This is a genomic window from Streptomyces sp. NPDC086023, from assembly GCF_044540325.1.
Taxonomy (GTDB): Bacteria; Actinomycetota; Actinomycetes; order Streptomycetales; family Streptomycetaceae; genus Streptomyces.
In genome coordinates this window covers 117,121-131,640 of sequence record NZ_JBITRX010000003.1, presented here as the reverse complement: position 1 = coordinate 131,640, position 14,520 = coordinate 117,121, and the positions used below count along the sequence as shown (strand labels likewise).

Sequence of the window (14,520 nt, the reverse complement as noted above, 5' to 3'; positions counted from 1 at the left end):
GCGGGGCTTCCGCCTGTCAGGCCCGGCACGCACTGGGGGCGTGCCGGGCGGGGTGGGTCAGGAGGAGGGGGCGAGCAGCTTCTTCATGCGGGCGATCTCGGCGGACTGGGTCGTGATGACGGCGTCGGCGAGCTTCTTCGCCTCGGGGTACGTGCCCTCGGCCTTCTCCGTCTCGGCCATCTCGACCGCGCCCTCGTGGTGCTTGACCATCAGCTCCAGGAAGGCCTTGTCGAAGGCGGCGCCGGAGGACTTCTCCAGGTTCGCCATCTCCTCAGGAGTCATCATCCCGGCCATGCCGTGGCCGGCGTGCTCCATGGCAGCGCCCTCCTGCGGCACCGGCTCGCCCCAGGCCTGCAGCCAGCCGGTCATGGTGGCGATCTCCGGGTCCTGGGCCTTCTTGATCTCGCCGGCGAGGGTCTTGACCTCCGGGGAGGCGGCGCGCGTCTCGGCGAGTTCCGCCATCACGACGGCCTGGCGGTGGTGCGGGATCATGCCGGCGGCGAAGACGGCGTCGGCGTCGTTGTGCTGCCCGGCGGCCGCCGAAGCAGCCGGGGCCGAGGCGGCAGGGGTGGTGCTGCCGTGGCCCGTGTGGCCCCCGGCGGTGGAGCCGTCGCCGCCGCAGGCGGAGAGGAGCAGGGCGGCCGCGGCGGTGGCGGCGGCCAGGGCGGTGCGGCGGACGGCGGAACGGTTGCTGGTCATGGTGGTACGGCTCCTGTGCGTTTGCGCGGGGGCCCGGGCGTGCCGGGGCCGGCCTCGCGCATGGGTGACGGACGTCGGAGCGGGCGCCGGCGGCAGGGTCGGGGTGCCGGGCGCGCCGTGGGGACGCCTATATGCGCAGGAGCTGTAGTTCGCTGAGTGAGGGCGGGGCCCGTCCGCCGCGGTCGGCGCACGCCCCGTCGAGGGGCCCGCCGGGTCCGGCGCCGGTGGGCGCGAGGCGTACGGGCACGAGTGCCGGCAGCGCGGGGCCGTGGCTGGTCCCGGCGGCCGCGCAGGTGGCGTCGGCGTGCGTCAGGTGGCCCCCGCCGTGCCCGTGCCCGGCCCGGGCACAGGCCTCGCCCTTCTGCGTCGTGTCGGCCCGCTGCCCGTCCGGCACGGCGGCGGCCTGCGCGGCCCGGTCACCCGGCGTCGCAGGCCCTGCGGGCCCCGAAGTCCGGACGGCCCCGCCGCTGTCCGTGGAATCCCCGTGCGCGGCGGCAGCGGATACGGCGCCGACGGCCGGCCCCGCACGCCCTGCCGCACCCGCGTCGGTGGCCGCGGGCACGACGGGCGGGTCAGAGGCCCGGACCGCGGAACCCGGAACACCCGCGGCGGCGTCGTCGGCTTCCCCGTGGGGCGCCGCCGCAACTGCGTCGGCGTGATCGCCGGCGCCCGCGTGCCCTCCCGCGGGAGCGCCACCGGAGGCGCGGGCCGCAGCTCCGCCCGGCGCCGGGGGCATGCCGTCGGCGCCGTGTCCGCAGGCGACCACCGCCCCGAACGTCCGGCCCGTCCCGTGGCCGCCGGTGGCGACGGGGGCCTGAGCGGTGGCCGCGGCGGTGGCGGGGTGGGCGTGCGCCCGGACCGGCACCTGCGGCAGGGCGTGCATCGCGAAGACCCCGGCGAGCACCGCCAGCACGAGCAGCACGACGTCGAACCCCACGGGGGTCCTGGTCGGGCGGCTCGGCGCGATGATCACGTCGGCCATCGTAGGCGGCCCCCCGAAGCCCCGCGCGACCGGCACCGCCGTACGTCACCTCCGCCGGCCGGCAGCCGCCGAGTCCGGACGCAGGCGTGCGGACCTCGCGCCGCAGGACGTGCGGGTCATGCCGGACAGCGCACCCGCTCCGGCCCTGCGGCCGCACCCGGCGGCGGCTGGACGGCACACGGGCGACCGCAATGGGGTGCCACCGGACCCAGTGGCGCGGCGCCGAGACCGGGACCGGACTGGGCCGGACCCGGGCCATAGCGGGCCGAGGCCGTAGCCGAGGCCGGGCAGGGCATGGCAGGGCAGGGCAGGGCAGGGCAGGGCCAGTCAAACCGGGGGCGGGCCGGACCGGGCAGGAGACGGGCCAGACCTGGCCTGACTCGCCGGACCCGGGCCGGACTGGGCCGAGGCCGTGGCCGTGGCCGTGGCCGGGGCCGTGGCCGGGGCCGAGGCCGAGGCCGAGGCCGAGGCCGAGGCCGGGGCCGGGGCCGGGGCCGAGGCAGGGCAGGGGCCGAGGCAGGGCAGGGGCCGAGGCAGGGCAGGGGCCGAGGCAGGGCAGGGGCTGAGGCCGGGCCGGGCCAGGCCAGTCAGACCCAGGTCGGGCCGGGCCGGGCCGGACCGGGAAGGAGACGGCCGAGCTCGGTGCAGCCGTCAAGGCATGGCTGGCGCGCCTCAGACCGCGCGTTCCATGCAGAGGAGCCGGTCCCGCTCGTCCCATGACTCGGTGACGGCGAAGCCGAGCCGTTCGTACAGGGCGATCGCGCCCGTCCGCCACTGCCAGACCGACAGCCGCAGCGCGCTGACACCGCTGTCCGCTGCGTGCCTCAGGGCGGCGCCGACCAGGCCTGCCGCCACGCCCCGTCCCCGGAAGGCCGGGTCCGTCCAGAGCCTCTTGACCTCGGCCCGTCCGTCGACGGAGGCGGTGACGACCAGGCAGCCCACGGTGGCGTCGCCGCTCAGCGCCAGCAGCACCACGTCGTCGGCGAACACGGTCTGCGGATCCGCGATCTCTGCCCGGTAGCGGTCCGGCAGGCCGTCCACGCCGGCGACTGCCTCGCCCTTCTCCGCCTGCGTCTGCAGGTGGTAGGCCGCCAGCAGCTGCGCCGGCCCGTCCTGACCGGAGCGGGCCTGGTCCGGCCAGCGGACGATGGAGACCTCGCGCGGATCCGTCATGGCGTGAGCATCGCACGACCCTTCGGGCAGGCACGACGCCGACCCGGGGGCGAGGCAGCACGGGCGCACCCGCCCGCACCGCCCGCCCGCGCCGCCCGGGAGCTCAGCGGGCGCCGAGGCGGGAGCGGCGCGGGTTGCCGACGCTGCGGCGGGGGGCCGGGAGGGCTTCGGTGCCGGAGAGGAGTTCCGGCGTACGCAGGCCCAGGCGGCGGCGGAGTTCGCCGAGCGCCGCGTGGAGCGGGGCCAGCACCGCCTCGGCGTCGGGGTGCGCGGAGCCCAGGGCGAGGGCGGTGGTCTCGACGGCCTCGATCGCGTCCTCGATCGCGTCCTCGGCCGCTTCGCCTCCCCACGCCGTCGCACCCACCGCGTCGTGCAGGTGGCACGCCGCCTCGGCCAGCACCCCGGCCCATTCCCCGGTCCCGGCACCGGTCCGTCCCGCCAGCACGTCCATACCGGGGTCAACGACCGACGCCCGCCCGGGGAACGGTCGGCGGGTCAACCCTCCTCGGTCCGGTCCCCCCGTTCCCGGCCGCGCAGGGCGCCCAGGTAGACGCCCAGGAGGATCAGCGGGGTGCCGAGGAGGAGGGACGCGCTGAGCGGCTCGTCGTCCAGCCAGGCGGAGGCCAGGATCGTGACGGGCGGGATGACGACGAACACGTACGCGGCCCGGGACGGGCCCCAGTGGTCGATCACGACCAGGTAGCAGACGAACGTCAGCACGGAGCCCGCCAGCACCATGTAGGCGATGGCCCACCAGGTCGCGGCCCGGTCGGGCAGCACCCAGTTCTCGTCCGCGGCCAGCGAGCCGGCGAACAGCAGCAGCGCACCCGCGGACATGCCCACGGCGTTCATGGTCACCGGGTGCAGCCGGGGCACCCGGTTGACGAGCACCGCCGCCTCGGCGAACGACAGCACTGCCCCGAAGACGGCGAGCAGGGAGAGCAGCGGTACGGACGCCTGGAGCGGCGCCCGGGAGATCACCGCCACCCCGACGGCGGCCAGGACGGTGCCGACGCCCGCCGCCACCCGGAAGCGCTCCTGCCGCTGCACCACGGCGAGCAGCAGCGTCACGAGCGGCACCAGGGCGAGGATGGTCTGGCCCAGGCCGGCGTGGATGTGGACGAGGGCGTAGTACGCGAGGGCGAAGGTGACCCCGAAGTTCAGCGCGCCGAACAGCGCCGCCCCCGCGAGGGCCCGCCCGCGCGGGAACCCCAGCCGCATCACCGCCATCGCGGCGACGAGGACCAGGGCGGCGGCACCGAAACGGAGCGCCGCGCCCCAGAGGGGGTCGAGCTCACGATTGCTGAAGCGCACGCCGACCGCGTTCCCGCCGCCGAGCAGGCAGCACCCGGCGAACGCGGCGAGCGCCACCCGGTCTCCGCCACGCAGCACCCGGTCACGGTAGACGGAAGGCCGGGACGGTCACATGTGACACTCCGCGGTGACATGTGACCGTGCACCACGCGGGCGCCCCGCCTATCCGCGGCGGCCGGAGGTGAGCGCGACGATGAAGAACGCGGAGGAGGCCAGCGAGGCCAGGGTGCGGACGTGGTTGCCCGCGGTCCACACGCTCAGGTAGTCCCGCCAGGCCGCCGCGCTGGCGGGGGCGTCGGGGTCGAGCAGGGCGAGGGCGTCGTTCCGCGGGATGTGGAAGGCGACGGTCCAGACGAACGAGCCGATCAGGTAGACGAGCGCGCCCGCGAGGAGCCAGCCGGAGCCGGCGGCCTTCCAGTGCGTGACGGCGTAGATCCCGGAGGCGACCGAGAGCCCGGCGGCGCCCATGAAGGCGCCGAGGAACCAGGGGTTGATGACCGCGACGTTGACCGACTGCATCGCGGCGATCCCCTGGTTCGGCGGCAGGGCGCCGAGGGCGCGCATCACGCCGGTGGAGAAGGCGTAGAAGACTCCGGCGACGACGCCCGACGCCAGGGCCGAGGCGAGTACCAGCGAGAACGAGAACCTGTTGTCCATGGGGTCCATGACATCGGGCGGGGCGCGCGGAAGAAATGGTTCAGACGCTCGGATCCGTACGCGAGGCACTCGCCCCGGGAAAGGCCCTCCGGGAACCCCGTGCGCTGCTCGCGACCTCTCAGGCCCGGGTGTACGACAGGCGCACCACGCCGTTGCCGAAGGTCTGGGTGTCCGCCAGCCGCAGCGCGGTGAGCGTGTCCGTGTCGGGGAACGGCGACCGGCCGCGGCCGATCAGCACGGGGTGGACGTAGATGTCGTACGCGTCGATCAGCCCGAGCCGGGAGAAGGTGGCGGCCACGTCCGCTCCGCCGAGGACCAGGTCGCCGCCCGCCCGGGCCTTGAGCTCCTCGACCTCGGCGGGCACGACCTCCCGCCTCACCGTGGTGTTCCAGTCGGCCCGCTCCAGCGTCCGTGAGTACACCGTCTTGGGCATGTCCCGCCAGATGCCGGCGAATTCCGCGACCGATGCGGGTGCGTCCGGATCGGCGTCTGCGTCCGGCCAGAAGTCGGCCATCAGCTCGTACGTGACGCGTCCGCTGAGGAATCCGCCCATGCCGCGCAGCCGTTGGTTGAAGTAGCCGTGCAGCTCCTCGTCGACGCGGTGCCAGTCGATCTCCCGGTTCGGGCCCTCGAAGTAGCCGTCGAGCGAGACCGACATCATCATGATGATCTTCCGCATGGGCGCCTCCCGGGAATCCCCCCGCCGCTGCCGTGGCCGCACACGATACCCGTGGGGCCCGGGTGAGAATGGGAAGGTCCGGGCGAGGGAGGCGGGGTCGGATGCCGAGGAAGGACCTGCGGCCGCACCAGCGGGAGGCCGTCGACGCGGTGCTGCGGGCGCTGGAGCCCGAGCCGGGCGGCAGGCTGCCCGCGCGCGGGCTGCGCACCCAGGTGGTGATGGCCACCGGTTCCGGCAAGACCCTGGTGGCCGCGCGTGCCGCGGAGGAACTCCGGGCGCGCCGCACGCTGGTGCTCGTGCCCTCCCTCGACCTGCTGACGCAGACGGCCGCGGCGTGGCGCGAGGCGGGGCGGCGCGGTCCGGTGCTCGGCGTGTCGTCGCTGCGCGAGCGGGAGGCGGGGTTCGGGAACACCACGTCCGCCGAGGAGCTGGCCGCCTGGGCGGTGAGGCACGAGAAGGCCACGGTGTTCGCCACGTACGCGTCGCTGGGGCTCGGCACGATCGAGCGCGCCCACCGGGCCGGGCTGCCGGCGTGGGACCTGGTCGTGGTCGACGAGGCGCACCGTACGTCGGGCCGGATCGGCAAGGCCTGGGCCGTGGTGCACGACAACACGCGCGTCCCGGCCGCCCGGCGGCTGTACATGACGGCGACCCCGCGGCTGTGGCAGGCCGGGGAGGACGAGGGCGGCGGGGCGGAGGCCCCGCAAGAAGGGGCGGCGCGCCAGGGCGAGTTGGTCGCGTCGATGGCCGACGACCCGGAGGGGCCGTTCGGCGCGGTGTGCCACCGGCTGTCGCTCTCGGAGGCGATCGACCGCGGGATCGTGGCCCCGTACCAGGTGGTGTGCGTGGACGTCACCGATCCGGCGTTCCAGGCGGCGTTGCTGCTGGGGGCGGACGCGCGGTCGGACGCGGTGCGCGGGGCGCGGCTCGCCGCGCTGCAGACGGCGGCGGTGAAGGCCGCTGCGGAGGAGGGACTGAGCCGCACGCTGGTCTTCCACCACCTGACCAAGGAGGCGGAGGCGTTCGCGGCCGGGCTCCCCCGGGTCGCGGGACGGCTGCGCGCCGCGGGCGGCGGCGAGGCGTCGCACGCCGGCCGGAAGGGGCGCGGCGGCCGGAAGGGGCGCGGCGGGCGGGATGGGGTCGGCCGTGGGGCGGCCGCCGGGCCGTCGTACCCGCGGGAGGTGTGGGCGGACTGGCTGTGCGGCGAGCACAAGCCGCTGCACCGGCAGCGGGTGCTGCGCGAGTTCTCGGGGGCGGAGCACGCCTTCCTGAGTTCCGTGCGCGTCCTCGGCGAGGGCGTCGACACGCGGGCGTGCGACTCCGTGTTCTGGGCGGACCTGCGCGGTTCGATGCCGGACCTGGTCCAGGCGGTGGGCCGCGCGCTGCGGATCCGGCCGGGCGAGGGCAAGGTCGCCTCGCTGGTGGTGCCGGTGCTGCTGGGCCCCGGCGAGACCCCGGACACGATGCTGACCTCGAAGGCGTACGGGGACCTCGCGCGGCTGCTGGAGGCGCTGCGGGCCCACGACGCGCGGGTGGTGGAGGGCCTGGCGCAGCCCCAGGCGACGGGGGCGTACCAGCCGACCGGGCGCGGGGCCGGCCAGGGTGGCCGCGGCGGGGTGAGCGGTCCGGCTCGGGAGCTGCTGAGGTTCTCGACCCCGCGGGATCCGGCGGCGCTGGCCGCGTTCATCAGCCTGCGCGTGCTGAGCCCGGAGGGTTCGCACTGGACGCGCGGGATGGAGGCGGCCGGGTGGTACGCGCGGCTGGCGGGCGACCTGCGGGTGCCGTTCGGCTTCCGGGTGCCGGGACGGGTTCGGGAGCGGGGAGTTCGGGAGCTGGCGGTTCTGGGAGGGTCGGGGGCGACGGGCGCGACCGGTGTCGCACCGGAGGCGGGCGGCGCGGCGAGCACGGGTGCGGCCGGGGAGGGAAGCGGCGCGGCCGGCGTGGCCGGAGCGACCTCGACGGCCGGCGCGTCCCCGGCGGCCGAGGGCGCCGACGCGGCCTCGGTGTACGACGCTTCGGCGTGGCCCGCCCCGCTGGCCGGGTTCCCGCTGGGCCAGTGGATCGCGGACGCCCGGCGGGCCCGCAAGAAGGGGGCGCTGTCGGCGGAACGGGCCGCCCGCCTCGACGCGCTGGGCATGGTGTGGTCGCACTTCGACGTGGCCTTCGAGGAGGGGCTGTCGGCCGCGCGGGGCTGGGCGGCCGAGCACGGACACCTCCTCGCGCCGGCCGATGCGACCTGGCAGGGGCACCCCCTCGGCGTGTGGCTGAAGAACAACCGGGCGGCGGCGCGCCGGGCGCCCGGGTCTCCCGGGGCGCTGCCGGAGGAGCGCGTCGAGGCGCTGGAGGAGATCGACCCGGCCTGGTGCCCGGCGTGGTCGGTGGCGTGGCAGCGGTGCTTCCGGCTGGCCCGGCTGCACGTGGAGGCGGGCGGTGGACTCCCGGCGGAACCGGGCGCGCTGGTGGTCCAGGGCGAGGACCTGGGCGCCTGGCTGTGGTCGCAGCGGCTGGCCTGGGAGCGGCTGTCGATGGCGCAGCGGTGGATGCTGGAGCACGTACTGGGTACCGGGCCCCTGCGCCCGGAGGAGCGGCCCCGCGAGCGGACGCCGCAGGCCCTGAAGTGGGCCGCGAACCTCGCCGCCGCCCGGCAGTTCCACCACCGTGAGCGGCACCTGAACGTCCCGCGGGGCCATGTGGAGACCGTCGCGGGGGTCCCGTACCGGCTGGGGGCGTGGGTGGCGAACGCCCGGAGCCGTGCGGCCCGGCTGACGCCGGAGCGGGTGGCCCAGCTGGAGGCGCTCGGCATGCGGTGGGCCGGCGAGCCGGCCGGGACGCCGGTGCGCCGCGGCTGACACCGGCCGCGGGGCCGGGGCCCTGGATGCCGTGCGCGCCGTTGGCCTGGAGGCCGTGCGCGCCAGGGCTCGGGAGCCCGTGGGTGCCGGAGGTCAGGAGGCCGTGCGTGTGGGCGGTCGGGAGGCCATGCGTGCGGGGATCAGGAAGCCATGCGCATCCGCAGGGGGACGTCGTCCGCCAGGCGGAAGGCGCCGTCCTCGCGGTGCACGTAGCCCTCGTGAGTGAGGGTGCGCAGCAGGTGGTAGGTGGTCGGGAGCGGGATGCCGGTCATCCGGGACAGGCGTTTGGCGGTGGCCGACCCCTCCGCGTGCATGGCCTCGACGAGGCGCAGGGCGCGCTGGACGGAACCGATGAGGGTGGTGCCTTCCTTCGGCGTGTGGGCGGTGTCCATGTGTGCTCCCCCAGCTCGTGTGCGAAGCGGACCCGGGGTGCTCCGGGCGCCACATGCGTCTGTGTGCGGTCGAGGCGGGTCATATGGCGGCCGACTCGCCGTCGATAGGACCCTACGATCATCGGGCGCCCGATTCCCCGGAAGCCCAGCCGTCTTGGCGGGGATCATGCCGCGTCAGAACCGTCCGAAACCCCAACCCCGTCGCCCAAAGTGACGGTCTGATACACGACCGATACACACCGTGTCCATTCATGGCCAGAACTTCACGATGTGTTGACCATGACCGGCGCGTAAGCCCTGCACGGAATCGGACATGTTTTCGGCACGCTCTCCCCGTGCCCGTGGCGGGTCCCGGCCTGCGGGACCGGCCGCCGGCGCGGTCGGGGCGCCGTGGGCGGCGCCGGCTCAGTCCTCCGCGAGCAGCCGCGCCACCATCGTGTCGATCAGCTGCTCCGAGGGGAACTCGGCGAGGATGTCCGGGGCGGTGAGGTCGTCCACGATCAGGCCGAGCATGGCCAGGTAGAGCAGGACGACGCCGATCCGGTCGCCGGGCAGTCCGGCGTCCAGGTGGAAGCCGATGTTGCCCTGGAGCTGGCCGCCGAGGAACCGGGTGAGCTCGGTCCGGAGTTCGGGGCGGCGGGTGGCCTCCAGGCGCAGTTCGAGCATCGCGATGTGCACGCTCCGCTCGCGCCGCATGCGGGCGAGGAGCTGACGGAGCAGCACCCCGGTGTCCAGCGGGCCCTGGAGGTCGGCCTCCTCGGGAAGGAGCCGTTCGTGGGTACGGACCAGCACCTGGCCCAGCAGCTGGGCGCGGTTGGCGAAGTAGTTCGACGCGGTGCCGACCGGTACGCCCGCCTCGGCGTCCACGGCGCGCAGGGTCAGGCCGCGGGAGCCCTCACGGGCGAGGACCTCGATCGCTCCGTCGAGCAGCGCGGCGCGGCGGGCCGGGTTCTGGCGCATGGTTCCTCACGGCGGGGTCGGGAGAGCGGGGGCGGTACCGGGCCGGGCGGCCCGTAGCACTGCATGTGCAGTGATCAGCCGACACGGTAGCCCATGCGGTCCCGAGGCGCCGCCCCGCCCCTCCCGCTCCCCCGCCGGCCGTGACACGCTGCGCGGATGGAAAGGATCATCGAGGAGATACGCGGCGAACTGGCGGGCCGGGTGGCCAGGACGGCCGACGAGCTCGCCGCGCGGCTGCTCGCCGAGGACCCCGCGTACGCCGCGCTGCTGGGCCACGAGGAGCTGTGCGAGCGGATCCACCGCAACCTCCGCCAGGCCCTGGAGGGCATGGAGCTGGTGGCGCGCGGGCTGCCGCCGGTGGTGTCCGACGCGGCGGCCACCGGCACCCTCCGGGCCCGGCAGGGGTTGCCGCTGGCCTCGTTGCTGAACAGTTACCGGCGGGGCGGCCGGATGCTGTGGGGTGCCCTCACCGAGACGGTGGCCGCGCACGACCCGGCGGCGCTGCCGCGGCTGCTGCCGGCCGCGGCGATCCTGTGGGACGTGCTGGAGCGGATGACGGACGCGGTCACCGCCTCGTACCGGCTGATCGAGGCCGACCGGGCGGCGCGGGACCAGGAGCGGCGCCACGCGCTGCTGGACGCCCTGCTCGACGGCACGGGCACCGCCACCGGTCTTGTCTCCGAGGCCGCGGCGGGACTGGGGCTGCCGGAGCGCGGGCGGTTCGCGGTGGTGGTGCTGGCCACGGAGGGCACGGGCCCGGGGCGGCCGGTGCCGGAGGCGGGGGCGGCCGGGCCGCGGGTGCTGTGGCGGCTGCGGGCCGACCGGGAGGTCGGACTGGTCGTGCTGGGCGCGTACGGGCCGGCAGCCGTGCAGGAGTTGCTGGCGCCGCTCGGGGTGCGGGCCGGGGTGAGCCCCGTGGTCGGCTCGGCCGGGGAACTCGCGCGGGCGCACTGGCCGGCCGAGCTGGCACTGCGTACCACCGCGGGGACGGGCGCGCCGGAGACCGCGGTGCTGGACGAGCGGCTGCCCGCCGCGCTGGTGGCCGCGCAGGGAGAACTCGCCGACCGGCTGCGGACCGTGGTGCTGGGGCCGGTGCTGGCACTGGCGCCGGAGGACGGGCGGGTGCTGCTGTCGACGCTGGGCGCGTGGCTGGCCGCCGGGGGCTCGGCCGCGGAGGCGGCGCGGCGGCTGTTCTGCCACCGCAACACGGTCTCCAACCGGCTGCGCAGGCTTGAGACGCTGACGGGCCGTTCCCTGGCGGACCCCGCGCAGGTGGTCGAACTGGCCCTGGCCCACGCGGCGGTGACCCTGCGCGGGGCGGGCGGCGGCCCGGGCGCGGCAGAAGGCGGGGGCGGTACGGGAGGGGACCGGGCCTGACGCCCGGCCCCCTGTCACATGTCACACGTCACCCACCCACGTCACCTGTCACATCGCGCCCGCGTCGGCCTCCCCCGGGCGGGCCCTGAGGGGTGCGGACGGGTCCAGGCACCAGGCCAGCACCGCCGGCCAGGACCCGTACCCCTCCGTCATGCTGATGTGCCCCGCTCCGGGCAGCACGACGGCCGGGATGCCGAGCGGCTCCGCGTACTCTGCCACCGCGCCCTCCGGGCAGTACGGGTCCACGTCTCCGCAGACCAGCAGGGTGGACCGGGCCGCCGCGGCCGCCAGCCCCGGAACCGGCTCCGGCGGGGCGAAGCCCGCGATCTCGGGGTGCTCCGCCAGCACCGAGGCGGACGGCGGGGCCACCAGCAGCACCCGGTCGACCGGCCGGGACACCACGCCCCGGGCCGCCGCGTGCAGCCACAGCAGCACGCCCAGGCTGTGGCAGACCACGGTCCGCTCGGCGCCGTCGAGGGCGGCAAGTTCGCCTTCCAGGGTGGCGAGCCAGGCGTCCAGCCGCGGCTCGTCGGGGTCGGGCAGCTGGGGGTGGCGGACCTGGTGGCCGCGGGCGGTCAGCCCGTCGGCCAGCACGCGCTGCCAGTGCCCTTCGGGCCGGCGGTTCTGCCAGCCGTGCAGCAGCAGGAGGGAACGGCCGCCCTCGGGGGTGCCGTGTGCGGTGTGGGCCACGTCCGTCGTCCTCATCCTCGTCGTCGCTGGAGGATCCGCGCCGTCGGGGATCTGCCGTCGCCGGTGATTGTCGCCTCCGCACCCCCCAGCACGCCAGTGGCCTTCAGCCGCAGGGCCAGTGCGCAGGACACCCCCGTCAGGACCAGCACCAGCCACGGCAGGGCGGCCAGGCCGGCCGCGCGGGCCGCGTCCAGCGCGACGCCCGTGAGCAGGTTGCCGGCCGTGATCCCGATGCCGCAGATGGTGTTGTACAGGCCGTAGTGCGTGGCCACCAGCCGTTCGCGGGAGAGCCGGACGACGGCGTCCATCTCGAAGGGGAACGCGATCATCTGACCGGCCGCCAGCAGGAGCGCGGAGAGCGTCGGGGGCACCGCGGCCAGCACCCACCGCCAGGGACCGGGTTCCGGCACGGGCACCGCGGAGGCCGCGAGCATCGGCAGGAACGCCCCGCTCATCACCAGCACGCCCCGCACCACGGCCCGGGCCGGGTCGAGGTGCGCCTTGCACCAGGCGGTGACCTTGCGCTGGCACAGGACGGTCGCGAGGCCGGACACGGCGAACAGCAGGCTGACGGCGACCGTGCCGGCGGGCCCGTCGCCGCCCACCCGGCGGGCCTCCAGCGGCAGGGCCAGGTAGACCTGGAAGGTCATGACGTACGAGCCGGTCATCACGGCGGCGAAGAGCAGGAACTTCCAGTTGGCCAGGATGGCCCGCCACTCCGCCGGCGTCCCGCGGCGCGGCTCCTGCCCGGGCCGGTCGCCGTACCGGGGCGGCAGGGCCCGCAGTTGCACCAGGCTGAGCAGGGCGAAGACGGCGGCCGCGGTCAGGCAGGTGAGGCGGAAGCTGACGGCGGTGAGGGCGAGGCCGAGGAGCGGGCCGAGCAGGATCCCCGCCTGGTAGAAGACGCTGAACAGGGCGAACGCCTCCACCCGGCGCTCCTCCCCCGCCTCCAGGGCGAGGTAGGCGCGCACGGCGGGGGCGAAGAGCGCGCCGGCGAAGCCGGTGAGGGCGGTGGCGACGATGAGCGCCGGCACCGAGTCGACCAGGCCGAGCATCCCGAAGCCGGCGGTGCGCAGCAGGCAGCCGGCGACGATGAGGGGCTTGTAGCCGAAGCGGTCGGCGAGGGCGCCGCCGACGACGTACATGCCCTGCTGGGTGAAGTTGCGGAAGCCGAGGACCAGTCCGACGACCCAGCCGGCCAGGCCGAGGCCGGTGGAGAGGTGCTGGGCCAGGTACGGCATCAGCATGTAGAAGCCGAGGTTGATGCTGAGCTGGTTGACGAGGAGCAGGCGGACACTGGGCGGGTAGGCGCGGACCTGGGCGAGTGTCTTGTTCACCGGGCCGCTCCCGTGGCCGTGCCGGGGGCGGTGGCCGGGGCCGGGGTGGCCATGGCGGGGGTGGCCGTGCCGGGGGTGAGGGGGTCGACGACGCGGGCGCACCGGGTCCAGCGGGTGGCCTCGCGTTCGTCGGGCCGGGCGAGTTCGTCGGGGTCGTCGGCGGGGGTGGTGCCGAGCAGCCCGTGGGCGGCGCAGTACGTGTCGTCGTACACGGTGTCCAGGTAGCGCTGCGGGCCGTCGGGGAAGACGGCCGCGATGCGGGTGGTACGGGGCAGGGTGCGGGCGAGCCAGCCGGCGACCAGCGCGACGGCGCCGACGCTCCAGCCGCCGGTGGCGTAGTGGGAGGAGGCCAGCCGCCGGCAGGCCCAGACGGCTTCGGGCGGGGCGACCCAGTGGACCTCGTCGAAGTGCCCGTACTCGACGTTGCGCGGGTGGATGCTGGAGCCGAGGCCGCGCATCAGGCGGGGGCGGGCGGGCTGGCCGAAGATGGTCGAGCCGATGGTGTCGACGCCGACCAGCCGGAGGCCCGGGTGGAGCTGGCGGAGTACGCGGGAGATGCCGGCCGAGTGGCCGCCGGTGCCGACGCTGCACACGAGGACGTCGACGTGGCCGAGCTGGGCGGCAAGTTCGAGGGCGAGCGGGGCGTAGGCGGCGGCGTTGTCGGGGTTGCCGTACTGGTCGGGGCACCAGGAGCCGGGGGTGGCCGCGAGGAGTTCGGCGACCCGGTCGCGGCGGGCCTGCTGCCAGCCGCCGGCGGGGTGGGGTTCGGCGACGGTGTCGATGGTGGCGCCGTGTGCGGTGAGCAGGCGGACCATGGCGGGTTCGAGGCCGGGGTCGGTGACGAGGGTGACGGGGTGGCCGTGGACGAGTCCGGCGAGCGCCAGGCCGAGGCCGAGGGTTCCGCTGGTGGACTCGACGACGGTGCGACCGGGGCGCAGGTCGCCGCGGGCGCGGGCGCGTTCGACCATGTGGAGGGCGGGGCGGTCCTTGATGCCGCCGGGGTTGAAGCCTTCGAGTTTGGCCCAGAAGCCGCGGTCGGCGGGGCTGAAGGGCCGGGAGACGCGGAGGACGGGCGTGTTGCCGACGAGACCCGCGAGGCCGGTGACGGGGGTGTGGCCGTGGCCGTTGAGGTGGGTCGGGGTCAGAGAGTGCATCGTGTTCGCTCTCGGTTCGTATGCGGATACGCGTGCGCTGTGCTCTGAGGGAGGGGCCGGGCCCAGGTGCGGGCCGGGGGCGGGGGCCGGGGGCCGGGCTGCGCGGGGCCGGACGGGTGCGGCGTGCTGCCGCGCCCGCGGCCGGTCCCGTCGCCGGCCAAACCGGGCCTGCCGGGCCTGCCGGGCCTGCCGGGCCTGCCGGGCCTGCCGGGCCTGCCGGGCCTGCCGGGCCTGCCGGGCCTGCCGGGCCTGCCGGG

General features: G+C 76.0%; 14 protein-coding genes. 2 read left to right on the top strand and 12 right to left on the bottom strand.

Annotation, left to right across the window (positions count from 1 at the left end):
• Window positions 1-57: 57 nt before the first annotated feature.
• The 7 genes from ACIF6F_RS07210 to ACIF6F_RS07180 all read right to left on the bottom strand — a co-directional run bounded on the left by ACIF6F_RS07210 (window position 58) and on the right by ACIF6F_RS07180 (window position 5,504).
• Window positions 58-699: a DUF305 domain-containing protein gene (locus ACIF6F_RS07210; RefSeq protein WP_399942494.1), complete on the bottom strand. Its 642-nt coding sequence runs from the start codon at window positions 697-699 to the stop codon at window positions 58-60.
• A gap of 127 nt (window positions 700-826) precedes the next feature.
• Window positions 827-1,672 carry a DUF6153 family protein gene (locus tag ACIF6F_RS07205; protein WP_399942493.1) on the bottom strand — a complete coding sequence of 282 codons (846 nt, stop codon included), beginning with the start codon at window positions 1,670-1,672 and terminating at the stop codon, window positions 827-829.
• A 681-nt stretch (window positions 1,673-2,353) separates the two neighbouring features.
• A complete protein-coding gene (locus ACIF6F_RS07200) occupies window positions 2,354-2,854 on the bottom strand; it encodes a GNAT family N-acetyltransferase (protein WP_399942490.1) in 501 nt (166 codons plus the stop codon).
• A gap of 103 nt (window positions 2,855-2,957) precedes the next feature.
• Window positions 2,958-3,305 carry a hypothetical protein gene (locus tag ACIF6F_RS07195; protein ID WP_399942487.1) on the bottom strand — a complete coding sequence of 116 codons (348 nt, stop codon included), beginning with the start codon at window positions 3,303-3,305 and terminating at the stop codon, window positions 2,958-2,960.
• A 44-nt stretch (window positions 3,306-3,349) separates the two neighbouring features.
• Entirely contained in the window at window positions 3,350-4,246 is an 897-nt protein-coding gene (locus tag ACIF6F_RS07190) for a DMT family transporter (RefSeq protein ID WP_399942484.1), read from the bottom strand.
• Window positions 4,247-4,330: 84 nt separating this feature from the next.
• Window positions 4,331-4,825 (bottom strand): DUF1772 domain-containing protein, encoded by a 495-nt coding sequence (locus ACIF6F_RS07185; protein ID WP_399942481.1) that lies wholly within the window; start codon window positions 4,823-4,825, stop codon window positions 4,331-4,333.
• A 118-nt stretch (window positions 4,826-4,943) separates the two neighbouring features.
• Window positions 4,944-5,504, bottom strand: coding sequence for a dihydrofolate reductase family protein (locus tag ACIF6F_RS07180; RefSeq protein ID WP_399942479.1), 561 nt, complete (start codon window positions 5,502-5,504; stop codon window positions 4,944-4,946).
• Window positions 5,505-5,605: 101 nt separating this feature from the next.
• On the opposite strand from ACIF6F_RS07180, the gene ACIF6F_RS07175 reads away from it, so the two are divergent.
• Window positions 5,606-8,353, top strand: coding sequence for a Helicase associated domain protein (locus ACIF6F_RS07175; protein ID WP_399942476.1), 2,748 nt, complete (start codon window positions 5,606-5,608; stop codon window positions 8,351-8,353).
• 140 nt (window positions 8,354-8,493) lie between these two features.
• On the opposite strand, the gene ACIF6F_RS07170 is transcribed toward ACIF6F_RS07175, so the two are convergent.
• Both ACIF6F_RS07170 and ACIF6F_RS07165 read right to left on the bottom strand, forming a co-directional pair.
• Window positions 8,494-8,745, bottom strand: coding sequence for a helix-turn-helix domain-containing protein (locus tag ACIF6F_RS07170; protein WP_399942474.1), 252 nt, complete (start codon window positions 8,743-8,745; stop codon window positions 8,494-8,496).
• Window positions 8,746-9,150: 405 nt separating this feature from the next.
• Window positions 9,151-9,705 carry a TetR/AcrR family transcriptional regulator gene (locus tag ACIF6F_RS07165; protein WP_399942471.1) on the bottom strand — a complete coding sequence of 185 codons (555 nt, stop codon included), beginning with the start codon at window positions 9,703-9,705 and terminating at the stop codon, window positions 9,151-9,153.
• 156 nt (window positions 9,706-9,861) lie between these two features.
• Here ACIF6F_RS07165 and ACIF6F_RS07160 point away from each other — a divergent pair, with 156 nt between their 5' ends.
• Window positions 9,862-11,082: a PucR family transcriptional regulator gene (locus tag ACIF6F_RS07160; RefSeq protein ID WP_399942468.1), complete on the top strand. Its 1,221-nt coding sequence runs from the start codon at window positions 9,862-9,864 to the stop codon at window positions 11,080-11,082.
• Between the two features lie 48 nt (window positions 11,083-11,130).
• On the opposite strand, the gene ACIF6F_RS07155 is transcribed toward ACIF6F_RS07160, so the two are convergent.
• From ACIF6F_RS07155 to ACIF6F_RS07145, 3 genes are read right to left on the bottom strand one after another with little or no spacing between them, the layout of a single operon-like run.
• The gene (locus ACIF6F_RS07155; RefSeq protein ID WP_399942466.1) at window positions 11,131-11,787 is read right to left on the bottom strand and encodes an RBBP9/YdeN family alpha/beta hydrolase; all 657 of its coding nucleotides are present in this window, start codon (window positions 11,785-11,787) and stop codon (window positions 11,131-11,133) included.
• Window positions 11,784-13,109 carry an MFS transporter gene (locus tag ACIF6F_RS07150; RefSeq protein ID WP_399942463.1) on the bottom strand — a complete coding sequence of 442 codons (1,326 nt, stop codon included), beginning with the start codon at window positions 13,107-13,109 and terminating at the stop codon, window positions 11,784-11,786. The genes ACIF6F_RS07155 and ACIF6F_RS07150 overlap by 4 nt, the downstream gene beginning before the upstream one ends.
• Window positions 13,106-14,263 (bottom strand): PLP-dependent cysteine synthase family protein, encoded by a 1,158-nt coding sequence (locus ACIF6F_RS07145; protein WP_399942460.1) that lies wholly within the window; start codon window positions 14,261-14,263, stop codon window positions 13,106-13,108. Before ACIF6F_RS07145 ends, ACIF6F_RS07150 begins: the two co-directional genes overlap by 4 nt.
• Window positions 14,264-14,520 lie beyond the last annotated feature (257 nt).